Genomic DNA, 16,358 nt, shown 5'->3' on the forward strand with positions numbered 1-16,358 from the left:
CGACGATCAGGGCCATAAGTCCCGACAAATTCCCAAAGGTGACATTCCATGCGCAGCATAGACGACCTCGATACGCCGGCGATCCTGATCGACGCCGGCCGCGCCGAAGCCAATATCGCGCGGGCGCAGGCCCATGCCGACCGGCACGGGCTGAAGCTCCGGCCACACATCAAGACCCACAAGCTACCCTACTGGGCGAAGAAGCAAGTCGCGGCCGGCGCCATCGGCATTACCTGCCAGAAGATCGGCGAGGCCGAGATCATGGCCGATGCCGGACTGACCGACATCTTTCTGCCCTACAATATCCTCGGGCGGGCCAAGCTGGAGCGCCTCAAGGCGCTGCACGGCCGCGTAACCCTGTCGGTGACGACCGACAGCATGGACACGCTGATGGGACTTGCCGCCACCTTTACCGATCCCGGCCACCGCCTGCCGGTGCTGGTCGAATGCGACACCGGCATGGGCCGCTGCGGTGTGCAGTCGGCCGGCGAAGCAGTCGCGCTGGCGAGCGAGATCGGCAAGGTCCGGGGGCTCGTCTTCGGCGGCTTGATGACCTACCCGGGGGCGGGCCGCGCCGCCGAGACCGAGGCGTGGCTCGCCGATGCGCAGCAAGCACTTGCCGCAGCCGGCCTTGCCTGCGAGCGCATCTCCAGCGGCGGCACGCCCGATATGTGGCGCTCGGGTGAGCATTCCGTCGTCACTGAATACCGCCCCGGCACCTACATTTATCTCGACCGCTACCAGGTCGCCAAAGGCGTCGGCAGACTCGACGATTGCGCGCTGACCGTGCTGTCGACTGTGGTCAGCCGTCCAACGCCGACGCGCGCCATCCTCGACGCCGGCAGCAAGGCCCTGTCCAGCGACACGCTGGGACTCGCCGATTTCGGCGAGCTGCTGGGCATTTCAGGCGCAAGGGTGACCAGCCTCAGCGAAGAGCACGGCAACGTCACGCTTTCGGGTGGCGCCGAGCTTGGCATCGGCGAGCGCGTGCGCGTCGTGCCCGACCATTGCTGCGTCGTCACCAATCTGTTCGACGAGGTGCATCTGATCGAAGGCGACAAGGTGATCGAGACGCTGCCGGTCAAGGCGCGCGGGCGGATGGCTTGATCCTGTCGGTTGGCTAACGCTCGGCTTGTCTCGCGGCAACCCGGCGCATCGAAATGACGCGGCGGCGTCGGATCTCGGTCCGCATTGCCATCAGGTGCAGCGCAAAGAACAGGACTGTGAAGCCGACTGCCATGACCAGAAGAGGCCACAACAGGCTCGGGTCGATGGTCGGGCCGCCGAGACGGAACACCGAAGCCGGCTGATGCAGCGTGTTCCACCAGTCGACCGAAAATTTGATGATCGGAATGTTGATGAAGCCGACCAGGGTGATGATGGCGGCGGCCCAGGCGGCACGCCCGGCATCGTCGAGCGCGCGGGTCAGGGCGATAATGCCGAGATACATCAGGAACAGGATGAAGACCGAGGTCAGCCGGGCGTCCCACACCCACCAGGTGCCCCACATCGGCTTACCCCAGATCGAACCGGTGATCAGCGCAAGGGCGGTGAAGACGGCACCGATCGGTGCCGCCGATTTCAGCGCCACGTCGGCCAGCGGATGGCGCCAGACCAGCGTGCCAAGCGCGGAGACCGCCATCAACGTGTAGCACATCATGGCAAGCCAGGCGAAAGGCACGTGGATATACATGATGCGCACGGTGATGCCCTGCTGGAAGTCCTCAGGCGCCGTGAAGCTCATATAGAGACCGACAGCGAGGACGATGGCGGCGACGCTCGCCAACCACGGCACGACCTTGTCGGCCAGCCCGACGAACCGCGTTGGGTTGGCAAGGTCCATCCAGCCGGAGAGGCGTGAAGTCGTGTCGCTCATGCGGCTTTACATAGACCGCCGGCGGAGTTGCGGCAACCACAGCGGCGCGCCTTCCCTTCTCCCCCCTTGCGGGAGAAGGTGGATCGGCGCGTAGCGCCGAGCCGGATGAGGGGTGCTGGACGGAGTGAGGCGCCAATGATCCTATCTGCCGTGCGCCGAAATCCGGATTTTGGATGAAGATTTGCGCCAAGTTGGAGCACCCCTCATCCGACCTCGCTTCGCGAGGCCACCTTCTCCCACGAGGGGAGAAGGCAAGCCGCGCTGCTCAGGCGGCTTCGTTCACCGGACGGCTGAGGCGACGAACCTCCTCGTCGTTGAGCAGGCCGCCGGCGCGCAGCAGGCTGGCGAAGCGGCCGTTGCGCAGCGACAGTTCGGTGAACCCGCCCATCTCGACCACCCGACCCTTGTCCATGAACACTACCAGATCGGCGTCGCGAACGGTGGTCAGGCGGTGGGCGATGATGAAGGTGGTGCGGCCGCGCCGCAACTCATCGATGGCGTCCTTGACGCGGTCTTCCGTCTCGACATCGAGCGCGCTGGTCGCCTCGTCGAGAACCAGGATGGGCGCGTCCTTCAGCACGGCGCGGGCGATCGCGATGCGCTGGCGCTCGCCACCGGACAGCTGTCCGCCGCGTTCGCCGACGACCGTGTCGTAGCCCTCGCACTTCGACAGGATGAAATCCTGCGCGGCGGCGGCGTTGGCCGCCGCATGGACCTCGTCATAGGTCGCCTCCGCACGCCCGACGCGGATGTTGTCCTCGATCGAGCGGTTGAGCAGGCCGGCATCCTGGAACACGGTGGCGATCGAATGGCGCAGCGACTTGCGGGTCACCGTGCGGGTGTCGATGCCGTCGATCAGGATACGGCCGCTGGACGGGGTAAAGACGCGCTGCAGAAGGTTGATGAGCGTCGTCTTGCCGGCGCCCGTCGGGCCGACGATGGCGACCGTCTGGCCGGCCTGGACCTCGAACGACGCGTCGTCGACGCCCTGCCCGGAGTTGCCGAACTCGAAGCAGACATTCTCGAAACGCACATGACCCGTGACGTTGACGAGCTCGCGCAGTCCGTCGGGCTCAGCGGCATCGGAAGCGGAGTCCTCGAGATGATAGAATTCCTCGAGCTTGGCGCGTGCCTCGGAAATCTGGTTGGCGAAAGCCGACATCTGGTCGAGCCGGGCAATCAGCAGCGTGGCAAAGCCGGTAAAGGCGATGACGTCGCCGATGCGCAACTGGCCGTGCGTCACCAGATAGGCGCCAATCAAGAGCACCACCATCATCGAAATCGTCGACGACAGGCGGTGCAGCGCGTTGGCCATCGCCCACCAGTCGAGCACGGGATTCTGTGCGTCGAGCAGGTTCTTGACGTAACGCTTCAGCGCCTCGGTCTCATGGCCGATGCGGTTGTAGCTCTGCAGGACGGCGACGTTGCTGACCGAGTCGGTCACATGCGCAAACACTTTGTGGTAATGCCGCTCCACGGCCGCCTGGCCTTCCTTGGTGCGCCGCATCACCAGCCGTCCGATGCCGACATAGAGCGCGCCAAGCGCCAGCAGCACCATCGACATGCGGATATCCATGCTGAGCGCTGTGGGCACCAGCAGGACCAGCGCCACCGCGGTCGACAGATGCTGCCGCATGAATTCCAGCCAGAGACTGAACAGGGTCTCGACCGCGCGCAGGAGCGTGTGCAGGGAATTGGAGGTGCCGCGCTGATGATGCCAGGCAAGCGGCATGGTGATCACGCGCTCGAACGACTGGCAAAGAACCTCGCTGCGCCGCTGGTGGGCAAAGCGGTCGGCGCCGCGCGCCACCAGCACGAAGGCGATGATGTTGAACGCGCCGAGGCCGGCCCACATTGCGAGTGTCGCGAATACCGAGCCGCGGTCCGAAATGGCATCGATCACCCGGCCGAACATGATCGGCTCGAGGATGGCGATAATGGCAAGCGCGACATTCGCCCCGCAGATAAACGCAACGCGTTTCCTGTCGGCAGCGAGATAACCAAGGGCTCGCCAGTAGATTTGCAGAAGTGACACTTCAGCTACTCCGCCAATTATTTATGGTGCAGTGCGTCATTTTTTGACTCGTATCGGTTGACGCGTCGCAAAACAATGCTCGTCTACCTCTTCCGTTCCCATTCCGCGAACAAAAGATGACGACGCTTCGAAATTTGCCGTGATCGTCTAACAGTTTGAGATAAAAGGTGAAATGTCAGCGTTGCGGCAAAATCATGGCAGCTGGAAAGCACTGCCACAATTTTAATCAGCAAGACCCCGGGCACGACGTCTAAAGTCGTGTGCAGGCATTCAGCAAGGTCAAACGCAAATATAACCGGTAGAGGCACTTGGAGCGCCCGTGCGTGCCCTGGGGAACCCTGAGCGACGCTCCAAGTCCTTGAATCTAGGCCGGTATTCTAACGACCACCTCGGCATTGTCTCCGGCTTTTGGCTCGAAGGACGAAGATTTGGTTTTCGTGCCATTCACTTCAAGCGAGATGGCCCGGGCCTTTTTGTCGCGGACGACGCGTACCTTGATCTCGGCGCCCAGCATCTTCAGGGTTGCCGAATAGCCGTCCCAATGGCTGGGAAGTCGCGGCGTGAATTGGAGGCGCTGTCCGCGGCGCTCTATGCCGAGAATGCTCTCGACCGCAGCGCGATAAAGCCAGCCCGCCGACCCGGTATACCAGGTCCAGCCGCCTCGGCCGCCCTTGTCTTGCCCGGAATAAACATCGGCCGCGACGACGTAGGGTTCCACCCGGTAGCGCTCTGCCGCGTCTTCGTCGAGCGCATGGTTGACCGGATTGAGCATCGAAAGGCAACGGTAGGCATCGTCGGTGCGACCCATCTCGGCGAGCGCTATGACGAACCATGTTGCCGCGTGCGTGTATTGGCCGCCGTTTTCACGGACCCCCGGCGGGTAGCTCTTGATGTAGCCCGGATCCTTTTCCGTCTTCGAGAAGGGCGGGGTGAACAGTTTGACGATGTTGAGGTCGTCGTCGACGAGCGCTTTCATCGCCTGCCCCATTGCAGTCGTCGACCGCGCCGGGTCGCCCTCGCCCGAAAGCACGCTCCAGGACTGGGCGATCGAGTCGATCTTGCACTCGTCCGATTTGCGCGAGCCGAGCGGCGTGCCGTCGTCGAAGCTGCCGCGCCGATACCACTCGCCATCCCAGGCGGTGCTTTCCAGCGCCCGCTTCAGCACCTCGGCGTGCTTTGTCCAGGCTTGCACGCGCTTGGCATCGCGCTCCGCCTTGGCGACAGCGGAAAAGTCGCCGAGCGTCTTCAGCAGGAACCAGCCCAGCCACACGCTCTCGCCCTTGCCGTGCTCGCCGACGCGGTTCATGCCGTCGTTCCAGTCGCCGCCGAGGATCAGCGGCAGCCCGGCTGGGCTGCTGCGCTTGACGGCAAGATCGAGCGCCCGCGCGCAATGGTCATAGAGCGAGGCTGTCTTCTTCGAAATTTCCGGGATGAAGAAAGCATCGTGCTCGCCTTCGCCCAGCGCCTGCCCTTCGATGAAGGGCAGTTGCTCCTTCAGGATCGCGGTGTCGCCGGTCACCAGCAGGTAGCGGGCCGTGGCGTGGGCCAGCCAGACCACGTCGTCCGAGATCATGGTGCGGACGCCGGCCTCGGTGCGCGGCAGCCACCAATGCTGCACGTCGCCTTCGGGAAATTGCCGCCGCGCCGCGTTGAGGATCTGATCGCGCGCCAGCTTGGGGTCATGCGCCAGCAAGGCCAAGGTATCCTGCAACTGATCGCGGAAGCCGAAGGCACCGCTCGCCTGATAGAACGCAGAGCGGGCTCGGATGCGGCAGGCCAGGCTCTGATAGGGCAGCCAGTGATTGACCATGGCGTCCAGAGCCTTGTCCGGCGTCTCGACCTGGATGGTGTCGAGAAAGCCGCGCCATGTGCGCTCGTTGTCGGCCAGCCGCTGATCGAAATCCCTGGAGCGATGGGTCTGCACCAGCGCGCTGGCCTCCGCGGGCGAGGCCGCGTCGCCGAGCAGCCAGAGCAGCGTGACGTCGCCACCGGCAGCGATGTCGATATCGCGTGCGATGGCCGCGCAGGGGTCGTCGCCGGCCTCGACACGGCCCGACAGGCCGGCGCCGCTCAGCACGGCATGCGGAAACTCGCTCGTGCCTTGCCTGCCGATGAACTCGCCGCGGTCGGCCGTGACCGAATGCACCGCATCGTCGGCGGCCAGAAAGGCGATCCGCTCGCCGAAATCGAGCCCATAGGGATTTTGCGCCAGCAATGCGCCGGTTGCGGCATCCCTCGACGGAACGATGCTTGCAGCGGTGCGCGAGCGATGGCCGCCAAGAACCCATTCCGCATAGGCGTAGACGCGCAGCCGCATCGGCACCGAACCCGAATTCTGGATGCGCAGCCGCGATATCTTCACCGGATCGACGGGATCGACGACATGGGTCAGGTCCATCGACAGCGGCCCGCGCTTTGAGCGGAACGTCGAAAAACCCTGCCCGTGCCAGGTCTCGTAGGTCATTGTCGGGTCACGCACCACGGCAGCCATTGGCGAGAACGCCCTGCCACTGGCATGATCGTAGATATAGATGCCCTCGCCCGGGCGGTTGGTGACCGGATCGTTCGACCATGGCGTCAATTGATAGTCGCGGCTGTTGCGGCTCCAGGTGAAGGCAGCGCCTTCAGCCGAAATGTGGAACCCGAACGATGGGTTGGAGATGACGTTGATCCACGGCTGCGGCGTCGTGCGCCGGCCGGCAAGACGCACGACGTAGTGGCGTCCGTCGCCGTCGAAGCCGCCGAAACCGTTCCATTGGTCGAGCCCGCTGCCGTCGACGCGGCCCTCGATCAGTGCCTGGGCGGCAGATGCTTGCGACGTCGGCACCGGCAAGGACGGCTCGCGAAGCGCTGCAAGGTCTGCCGGCTGGAGGGCGGCGTCCCGCGCCTGCAGTGCCGCGGCCTCGGCGCGCTCGATCTGGTCGAAGATGGTGCCGTTGCGCGTATGCAGCACCACCCGAGCGACGGCGAGCAAGGTCCTGTAGGTCGTTTCCTCCATCAGATCGCGGCGCACCGCGAAGATGTGCTGGCGGGGTCCGAGCTCCTTGCCGCGCAGCCGGCTGTTTTCGCACAGCGTCTCCACCGCGCGCTGCAGGTCCTGCACGTAGGATGACGCCTGCTCGTTGACCACGACAAAATCGATCATCATGCCGCGGGCACGCATGTATTCCTGGAAGCGAAGCGCCTGGGCGACGATCTCCAGATCGGCGACATCGGCGATCCTGACCAGGAAAATCGGAAAATCCCCGGATATGCTGGTCGGCCACAGGCTGGACTGCCTGCCGAGCCCGGAGACGATGGATTCGCCCGGAAGGCGCAGGAACGGATCGGGATAGATCAGATAGCGCGCCAGCTTCTGCACATTGGCGGCGTCGGACAGGCTGAGGCCAAGGTGCCGGGTCTGCACCTGCGAGCGCGTCCAGGCGAGCATCGCCTGGCGGGCGAAGCTTTCGGGATGGTCGAGCCGGGCGATGGCGGCATCCAATTCGGCGCGATGGGTACCGACGACGGTCCAGAAGGTCAGCGAAATCTTCTTGTTGGCCGGCACGCGCACCTGCCGGCGAAGCGAGGCGATCGGATCCAGGGTGAAGCCGGAATGGCCGCCAAGCTTGGCGCCGGGATCAAAGGCAGCCGCCTCGGTGATGGTGCGGCCGCGGCCGATGAAAGCGCGCCTGTCGGTTTCCGCCTCGGCGTCTCGCGCCGATCCAGACGGGTCGGTGACGAAATGCACCATGGTGACGTCGGGTTCGTCCTTCTCGCGCTTGCGCCTGGTGGCGAAGATCGCGCCGTTGTTCGGCGCGATCTCGGTTTCCACGAACATCTTCGAAAAGGCCGGATGGGCATTGTCCGAGGGCTCGGAGCCCAGCACCAGTTCGGAAAACGAGGTTACTTCGATATGCCGGTCGGCGGGGCCATCATTGTGGAGCGTCACCCGTCGGCCCTCACCATTGCCTTCCGAGATGACGATACACTCGACTTCCGAACGCAGCGATCCGATCGATTTGACGAAGCTCGCCTTGTCGTCGGAAAACAGCGTCTGCGCACGCTCGCCGGCGGCGCGCTTCGGCTCGGCGGTGGCCGACCACCAGTCGCCGTTGCTGGCGTCGCGCAGGAAAATATAGGAACCAAGGCGGTCCTCGGTCGGATCCGGCTGCCAGCGCGTGACGGCAAGTTCGCCCAAGCGGCTGTAGCCGGAGCCGGTGGCGGTGACCATGACCGAGTAGCGGCCATTGGACATGACACTGGTCGAGCGCAGCGCCCTGAGTGGATCGAGCACGATGCGCGTATCCGGGCTTTCCAGCTCGGTCTCGTCCTTCGAGCGCTCGTCGGCCTCGGTCCTGACGGTCGCGGTCGGGATGTCGCGCGGCGCCCTTTCCTGCAGCAGCAATTCGGCCGACTCGATCACCGGATCGCTGTGGAAGCGGTCGCGCAGGCGCCCTTCGAAGATCGCATCGGCAACGGCGGCAATCGACATGCCGGAGTGGTGGGCCATGTAGTTGAGCACGACGGCGTGGTCGGTGCCCTCGGGGACGCGTTGCGGCGTGAAGTCCACTGCGTCGTAGAAACCGTGCCGGCCCAGTGCGCCCAGCCGCCTCAGCCTGGCCAGGTTCTGCACGGATTCATGCGGCGTGAACTGCGCTGCCAGCACGGTCGCGTAAGGCGCGATCACCGTGTTTTGGCCAAGGCCGCGCTTCAGGCCGAGCCCAGGCACGCCGAAATTGGTGTACTGATAGGTCAGTTCGCGGTCGCGGGCGTTGTAGGCCGCTTCCGAAATCCCCCAGGGAACGTTCTTCGAACGGCCATACTGGATCTGGCGCTTGATGATGAGCTTGCTTGTCTGGTTGAGAATGCTGCCTTGCGGCTCCTTCATCACCAGCGGCGGCATCAGATATTCGAACATCGAGCCGGACCAGGACATCAGTGCGCCCTGGAAGCCGATCTCGACGATCGGCCGGCCGAGCCGGAACCAGTGCTCGGTCGGCAAATCGCCCTTGGCGATGGCGAACAGGCTGGTCAGCCGCGCCTCGGAGGCCAAAAGGTCGTAGCAGCTTTCGTCGAGTTGATGCTCCTCGACCCGGTAACCGATCGACAGGAGCTTGCGCTCGGGCCGCATCAGGAACGAGAAATCCATCTCGAAGGCGAAACGGCGTGTGCGCTCGCGCAAGGTCAGAAGCTTGGCCCGCAATGCAGCGACGGCGTTTTCGTCGCTGTGCGCGTCGTGCACATGCGCCTCGCAGGTGGCTTCGAGCCTGGCCGCCCAATCGGCGATGGTGTCGCTCTGGGTCGATGCGGCCTCGGTGTGGATGGCTGTTGCGAGCTTGCGTATCTCGCCGGCCAGGACGGCCAGGTTGATGGTGCGGATCGACGCCATCTCCGGCTGCGCCTTGATCAATTCGACCGCCCGCCGCATGCCGTCGAGACGGTCGGCGAGCCGCTGGCGCAAGGGCCGCAATTGACGCCGGTCGTCGGGCAGTTCCTCAAGGCTTTCGTCGAGGATGGTGACGGTGTCGAGGATGCCTTCGAAGTCGCCCTGCACATGCACCGACGGCGCTTCGGCCCATTCGGCGCAGGCAGCGGCCACGGCCACCAGATGGCCGGCGAGATTGCCGCTGTCGACGGCAGAAATGTAAAGCGGATAGAGCGGCTTCAGGGTCGTCGTGTCATACCAGTTGAAGAGATGGCCGCGGTCGCGCGGCATGCTCTCGATGGTCGACATGGTCGCGTCGATGCGGTTGACGGCGTCGGAGAGGCTGATCCAGCCGAAATCGCGCGCCGAAATCACCGACAGCAGGTAGACGCCGATATTGGTCGGCGAGGTGCGGGGCGCCACAACGGGTGCCGGGCTTTCCTGGAAATTATCCGGCGGCAGATGGTGATGCTCGGCCGTCACGAAGGTCTCGAAATAGTGCCATGTACGCCGCGCTACGGTGCGCAGCGCGTGGATGTCGGCGGCCGATATGCGCAGGCGGTCCTCGGTTTCGGCCGAACGGCTGATCCAGCAGGCGATGGCGGGCGAGCCGATCCAGAACAAGGCAAAGAAGAAGGCCACGAAGGCGCCGGTGGAATCGGCCAGCACCGGGACAGCGAGGCCGACGACGCCGATGATCACCGCACCGTACATGATGCTGTAATAGGAGCCGAGATCGTTGTCGCCGCCCTTGTGTGCCTGCGAGGCGGTGCGCCATTCGAGCAGGTTCTGGCGGCTGACGAACAGGCGGTAGAGCGTGCGGATGATCGCGTCGCCCATCATCCAGGCCAGGTGCGCCATCAGCACGATCTTCAGCGCCACCAGGGCGGTGCCGAAGGCAACGTCGCGTGCCAGCGCCGAGAAATGGCCGCGCGGCGTCTGATCGCCGCTCTTCGGCAGGATGGCGTTGACGATGTCGAAAGTGGGCGCCATGAACAGCGTAAGGATCAGCAGCGCCTGCCATTGCGCGGCCTGCGTGAAGGGCAGCAGCGTCCAGCCGGCGATCGCGGCCATCACCCAGAAGATCGGCGTCACCGAGCGGCGAAGATTGTCCACCATCTTCCAGCGCGACAGCGCCGGCACGTTTGAGCGCGGGCCGAGGATGAAGCCCAGAAGCTGCCAGTCGCCGCGTGCCCAGCGATGGTGGCGCGACGCGTCGACCGAATAGCGGGTGGGATAGTCCTCGACCAGTTCGACGTCGGTGACCAAAGCCGAGCGCGCCAGTGCGCCTTCGAGCAGATCATGGCTGAGGATGGTGTTTTCCTCGATGCGGCCCTTCAGTGCCGCCTCGAAGGCGTCGACATGGTAGAGACCCTTGCCGGTGAAGGAACCGTCGCCGAAGATGTCCTGGTAGAGATCCGACACGGCAAAGACGTACGGATCGAGCCCGCGATTGGCGGAAAAGACACGCTGAAAGAACGACGCCTCGTCGCCACTGGTCAGCGACGCAGTGATGCGTGGCTGCAGGATGGAATAGCCTGCGATGACCTCGCGCCGGGCCACGTCGAAATGCGGACGGTTGAGCGGGTGGCAAAGCTTGCCGGCCAACGCGGCGACGGCGTCGCGGGTGGTGCGGGTGTCGGCGTCCAGCGTCATGACGTGGACGACGCTCTCCGGCAATGGCACTTCCAACGGCAGGAAGGTGGTGTCGCTGTCGCCGCGCAGCAGAAGGTTCAATTCGTGCAGCTTGCCGCGCTTGCGCTCCCAGCCCATCCAGACGCCTTGCGACGCGTTGTAGAGCCGGCGCCGATGCAGCAGATAAAAGCGCGGCGCGCCTTCCGAGGGATAGCGGGCGTTCAGCCTGGCGATTTCGGCGCGGGCGAATTCGAGGATTTCGACATCCGCCGTATCGATTTCGGTCTTCGAGTCCGGCCAGTCGGAAAGCAGCGCGAAATAGACCTCGCCGGCCGTGTTGGCGAGGTGATGCACCTCGATGTTGCGGATGTTCTCCTCGACATCGTCGCGCGAGCCGATCAGCGACGGCACCACCACCAGCGTCCGTGCCTCGGCCGGCACACCGTGCCTGAAATCATAGCCGATGAGACGCGTCGGCTTCAAAAACAGCGAGACGACGGTGTTGAAGAATGCGAGCGCGCCTTCGCTGGCCGGCACTGCGAACAGGGCCAGCATCAGGACGATCGACGGCACCGACAGGCCGAGATTGGCAAGCGCATTGCCGGAAACGACCAGAAGCAGGACCGTCAGCGCAAACACCGGCACGACGATGCCCAGCCACCCGGTCTTGCGGAACGTCCGGGTGATCGTCTTGCCGATGGTCGGCCGGTAGCCGATCGACCGCTCGAGCTCCATCCGGCGCGGGCCGACCAGAAAGAAGCCGACGTCGGTGTGAGCGATCGGACCGGTTTCGGAGCCCGGTGCATCGGCAGCATGGCCGGCGAGTTCGATCGCCCTTTCGGCAACGCGAAATTCGGAAAGGTCAGAACGGCGTGCCAGCTCCTCGATGGCAGTCCGGTATTGGTCGCGCGAAAAGAAATCGAGCGCCGCGAAATCGGTGCGTTCGCGCAGCAAGGTGTCGATGCGGCTGACGCCCTCGAACCACACCGTCCAGTCGATGTCGTTGATGAGGCGCAGGCCGCGGATGATGTTGCCGGTGGTCACGTTGCCGCTGGACAGCGTGTGGTGCTCGCTGAGGATGATCTCCTCGGCGTCGGAGCCGGTCCTTTCCAGCTCGCCCTCCAGCCATTCCAGCGCCCTGCCGGCATTTTGCGAGCCGTCGCGCAGCCGGTAGAGCAACTGGGTGGCGAAGGTGGTGTCCTGCGCATGGGCGCTGTAGTGGGAAAGTATCGCCTGCCGGTCGGCGCTGTCGTCCGTCGCTAGCACACGGTCGGCGACCTCGTTGGCGATCTGGCGCAGTTCCCGCGTGCGATTGACGCGGACCGCGATGCGGCGAAGGTTCTCGATCAGGACGAAGCGCAGCAGCGACGGCAGCGCCCATAATTCGCCGATCTTCAGCGGCTCGACGGACTGGAAGCCTTCGACGATCGCCTTGAACATAGCCGACGAGACGGAACTGTCGGAATGCGCGACATAGGTCCATGCGACCGCCAGCGCGCGCGGCACGCTGGATCCATCCGACAGTTTCAGCGTCGGCAGCTGACGGTAGAAGCGGCGCGGCAGGTCGCGCTTGACCTGAAAAATGGTCTCCTCGACCAGATAGTTGTTGTCGAGCAGCCACTGCGCCGCAGGCGTGATCGTTTCGCCCCTCGCCTGGGCAGCGTTGGTGGAACGGTAGACATCGAGAATCTTCCTGGCGCTGTCGCGGATGCGCGCCTGAAAATCGAAAGGCGTCAGACCGAACAAATTCTTGGCATCGCCATTGGCAAGAGCTGCGCCCAATGCGCGCAGCCGATCTTCCGGCAGGAAATTGGAGCGTATCGGCTCGTCGGTGACAGCCGGGAAGCTGGCGCTCGTCTTTTCGATTTGTGCGAGATTGGTCTGGATATTCATCTAAGGTTCCGTGTTGGGGACGCAGTGCGGCGTCACCGCCACGGCAATGTCCCTAAAACCGGTCCAAATGCAATTGGTTGCATCGCAACACTTGGCCGAATGTTTGTTTCCGCACCACGACAAGGTGTCGTCTTTCGACAAGTTCCAGGCGAGCGCTCCGAGCATCGTTTCGGCTTCTGATCGGCGGAAGATTCAGGCTTTTTCGTGATGCAGCGACCAGCTTACGCGATATTTGGCCGGCATCGCGATCATGTTTGGAAACAGGCGTTAATCGTTGCCGGCAAAGAGGTCGATGCGGATCACGAACAGCATCGCCGGCCGGACGGGATCCAGGTGCAGTTCAGGTGCTTGCCGCCCGAGCAACAGCGCATCGAGCGGCCCAAGTTGCATGGGCGCCGCGCCGGCCACCCTGAGTTCGCCGTTGAGGGGCAGGATGAGCGTTGCGTCGGCTTCGGCCTGGATTTTCGTCGGAGCCGAAATCAGCAGGCGCTCGACCGTGTGGGTCGCCCGGGCGCGGCGGGTCATGACGTTGAGGTCGGTGATCGGACCGGCGATCAGCGTCGCTTGCGTCGGCACGTCGGCCGGAAAGACAATCGGTACGGAAGCCTTGGTGATTTCGACCGGCGGCCGGCCGGCGATATCGAGGACGATGCCCTCGCCTTCCAGCAAGGCCAAGGTCCGGTCGACGCCCGCGAAGCCGGAGAACGGCCCGCTGCTCTCGACGCGCGCCATCGAGACGCGCCAGTCGAAATCGTCGAGCCCGGCACCTGGCGGCGAGACGGCAATCTCCGTCGTCACCCCGCCACCGTTCTTCCATGGCATCGAGCGGTATTCCGAGGCCCGAAGGATGCGCAAGGCGCGGCTCAGCCCAAAATGCCGGGCAGGTTGAGCTGGTTCTCCCTGGCGCACTCGATGGCGATGTCGTAGCCGGCATCGGCATGGCGCATGACGCCGGTCGCCGGGTCGTTCCACAAAACCCGCTCCAGGCGCTTCGCCGCCTCGGGCGTGCCGTCGGCGACGATGACCATGCCGGCATGCTGCGAAAAGCCCATGCCGACCCCGCCGCCATGGTGTAGCGACACCCAAGTGGCGCCGGAAGCCGTGTTGAGCAAGGCATTGAGCAACGGCCAGTCGGATACCGCATCCGAGCCGTCCTTCATTGCTTCCGTCTCGCGGTTCGGCGAGGCGACCGAGCCGGAATCGAGGTGGTCGCGGCCGATGACCACCGGCGCCTTCAGTTCGCCCCTGGCGACCATCTCGTTGAAGGCGAGGCCGAGCCGGTGGCGGTCGCCAAGGCCGACCCAGCAGATGCGCGCCGGCAGGCCCTGGAAGGCAATGCGCTCGCGCGCCATGTCGAGCCAGTTGTGCAGATGGGTGTTGCCGGGGGTCAGTTCGCGCACCTTGGCGTCGGTTTTGTAGATATCCTCGGGATCGCCGGAAAGCGCTGCCCAGCGGAACGGGCCGATGCCGCGGCAAAACAGCGGACGGATATATGCCGGCACGAAACCCGGGAAGGCAAAGGCATTCTCGAACCCCTCCTCCTTGGCGACCTGGCGAATGTTGTTGCCGTAGTCGAGCGTCGGCACGCCGGCGTTCCAGAACGCCACCATCGCCTCGACATGCTCGCGCATCGACGCGCGGGCAGCTCTTTCAACGGCCTTCGGGTCGCTGGTGCGCTTGTCGCGCCACTCGGCCAGCGACCAGCCCTTGGGCAGATAGCCGTTGAGCGGGTCATGCGCCGAGGTCTGGTCGGTGACGATGTCGGGGCGCACGCCGCGCCGCACCAGTTCCGGCACGATGTCGGCGGTGTTGCCGACCAGGCCGACCGATTTCGCCTCACCGGCTTTGGTCCAGCGCTCAATCTTTTCCAGAGCCTCGTCGAGCGTGTCGGCGCGTTCGTCGACATAGCGGGTGCGCAGCCGGAAATCGATGCGGTCGGGATCGCATTCGACGGCCAGGCAGCAGGCGCCGGCCATGACCGCGGCGAGTGGCTGGGCGCCGCCCATGCCGCCGAGACCGCCGGTCAGGATCCATTTGCCCCTGAGATTGCCACCATAATGCTGGCGGCCGGCCTCGACGAAGGTCTCGTAGGTGCCCTGCACAATGCCTTGCGTGCCGATGTAGATCCACGAGCCGGCCGTCATCTGGCCGTACATCATCAGGCCCTTTCTATCGAGCTCGTTGAACTTCTCCCATGTCGCCCAGTGCGGCACCAGGTTCGAATTGGCGATCAGCACGCGCGGCGCATCGGAATGGGTGCGGAACACGCCGACCGGCTTGCCGGATTGCACCAGCAGCGTCTCGTCGTCGCCAAGCGTCTTCAGCGAGGCAACGATGCGGTCGAAATCGTTCCAGGTGCGCGCCGCCCGGCCGATACCGCCATAGACGACCAGCTCGTTGGGATTTTCGGCGACGTCCGGGTCGAGATTGTTCATCAGCATGCGCAACGGCGCTTCCGTCAGCCAGGTGCGGGCGTTGAGCTCGCTGCCGCGCGGGCTGCGCACTTCGCGAATGTTGTGGCGAGGATCGGTCATGATTGTCCCTTTCGAGTGAGGTGCACCGCGCGTCAGCGTCCGGCCCAGGCGATCGCGGTCTCCAGGATCTTCTTCAGCGTGACGCGGATCGGCGCCGCGAATTCGGCATCGTAAGGCACCGGCCAATTGCCGGGCATGCCCTTGCCTTCGGGCTCGTGCAGATAGCCGCGGTTGGAGAGCTCCATCTGCAGCGCGTGAACGCCGTTTTGCGGCTGGCCGAAATGGCGCGTGATCCAACCGCCCTTGAAGCGGCCGTTAACGACGAAGCTCTCGCCGGTTTCGGCGAGAATCTGGCCAACCATCGCTTGCAGCGCCGGATCGGCGCTTTTGCCGTCATTGGTGCCGAGATTGAAGACCGGCAATTTGCCTTCGAAAAGGCGCGGCAGCACCGAGCGGATCGAATGGCAGTCATAGACGACGATCTTTCCATGCAAAGCGCGCAGCCTGTCGATCTCGGCCTGCAGCGCGGCATGATAGGGTACGAAGAATTTTTCGCGGCGTTCGTCGATCTCCGACGGTCCCGGCTCTTCGCCCTCACGGTAGAGCGGATCGCCGTCAAAGGTCTCGGTCGGGCAGAGACCGGTCGTCGTTTGGCCGGGATAGAGCGAAATGCCCGACGGATCGCGGTTGACGTCGATGACGGTGCGCGAAATCGCCGTATGCACGACCGTCGCGCCAAGGCTCTCGGCAAAGTCATAGAGCTTGTCGATCCACCAGTCACAGTCGCGGCGGCCGAGCCAGGGCGAGACCAGCCGGCTGTCGAGTCCGGCGAGGTCGATGCCGGTATGCGGGATCGAAACCAGCAGGGGTGCTGTGCCACGCGTTACCGTAAGCCAGGTCATGGGAAGTCTCCGCGCGTTGGAGCTCTACGGCGCCCCCCTCTGTCCTGCCGGACATCTCCCCCACAAGGGGGGAGATCGGCAGCTGCGGCGCCTCGTTCAATCCTGCAACGTTGGAGATTGGCGAAAGCCAGTGTGG

The 16,358-nt window shown here is 64.5% G+C and carries 7 protein-coding genes; 1 reads left to right on the forward strand and 6 read right to left on the reverse strand.

Features of this window, described 5'->3' with window-relative positions; genetic code table 11:
- Positions 1-48: 48 nt before the first annotated feature.
- Positions 49-1,107 (forward strand): D-TA family PLP-dependent enzyme, encoded by a 1,059-nt coding sequence (locus NKI19_RS30665; RefSeq protein ID WP_352566283.1) that lies wholly within the window; start codon positions 49-51, stop codon positions 1,105-1,107.
- Positions 1,108-1,120: 13 nt separating this feature from the next.
- On the opposite strand, the gene NKI19_RS30670 is transcribed toward NKI19_RS30665, so the two are convergent.
- The 6 genes from NKI19_RS30670 to hutG form a co-directional block, all read right to left on the reverse strand.
- Entirely contained in the window at positions 1,121-1,876 is a 756-nt protein-coding gene (locus NKI19_RS30670) for a heme ABC transporter permease (protein WP_352566281.1), read from the reverse strand.
- A 265-nt stretch (positions 1,877-2,141) separates the two neighbouring features.
- Positions 2,142-3,911 carry a glucan ABC transporter ATP-binding protein/ permease gene (locus NKI19_RS30675; protein ID WP_352566279.1) on the reverse strand — a complete coding sequence of 590 codons (1,770 nt, stop codon included), beginning with the start codon at positions 3,909-3,911 and terminating at the stop codon, positions 2,142-2,144.
- A 364-nt stretch (positions 3,912-4,275) separates the two neighbouring features.
- Entirely contained in the window at positions 4,276-12,846 is an 8,571-nt protein-coding gene (locus NKI19_RS30680) for a glycoside hydrolase family 94 protein (protein WP_352490124.1), read from the reverse strand.
- 267 nt (positions 12,847-13,113) lie between these two features.
- Positions 13,114-13,701 carry a HutD/Ves family protein gene (locus NKI19_RS30685; RefSeq protein ID WP_352490125.1) on the reverse strand — a complete coding sequence of 196 codons (588 nt, stop codon included), beginning with the start codon at positions 13,699-13,701 and terminating at the stop codon, positions 13,114-13,116.
- Between the two features lie 8 nt (positions 13,702-13,709).
- The gene (gene hutU, locus NKI19_RS30690) at positions 13,710-15,380 is read right to left on the reverse strand and encodes a urocanate hydratase (protein WP_352566277.1); all 1,671 of its coding nucleotides are present in this window, start codon (positions 15,378-15,380) and stop codon (positions 13,710-13,712) included.
- A gap of 32 nt (positions 15,381-15,412) precedes the next feature.
- A complete protein-coding gene (hutG, locus tag NKI19_RS30695; RefSeq protein ID WP_352490128.1) occupies positions 15,413-16,222 on the reverse strand; it encodes an N-formylglutamate deformylase in 810 nt (269 codons plus the stop codon).
- Positions 16,223-16,358 lie beyond the last annotated feature (136 nt).

This window comes from Mesorhizobium sp. M0751 (assembly GCF_040320265.1).
Classification (GTDB): Bacteria; Pseudomonadota; Alphaproteobacteria; order Rhizobiales; family Rhizobiaceae; genus Mesorhizobium.

Bases quoted from the DNA above. Each gene is read 5' to 3' on its own strand.
- hutG (WP_352490128.1), bottom strand. From the start codon at position 16,222: ATGACCTGGCTTACGGTAACGCGTGGCACAGCACCCCTGCTGGTTTCG.
- hutU (WP_352566277.1), bottom strand. From the start codon at position 15,380: ATGACCGATCCTCGCCACAACATTCGCGAAGTGCGCAGCCCGCGCGGC.
- NKI19_RS30665 (WP_352566283.1), top strand. From the start codon at position 49: ATGCGCAGCATAGACGACCTCGATACGCCGGCGATCCTGATCGACGCC.
- NKI19_RS30680 (WP_352490124.1), bottom strand. From the start codon at position 12,846: ATGAATATCCAGACCAATCTCGCACAAATCGAAAAGACGAGCGCCAGC.
- NKI19_RS30670 (WP_352566281.1), bottom strand. From the start codon at position 1,876: ATGAGCGACACGACTTCACGCCTCTCCGGCTGGATGGACCTTGCCAAC.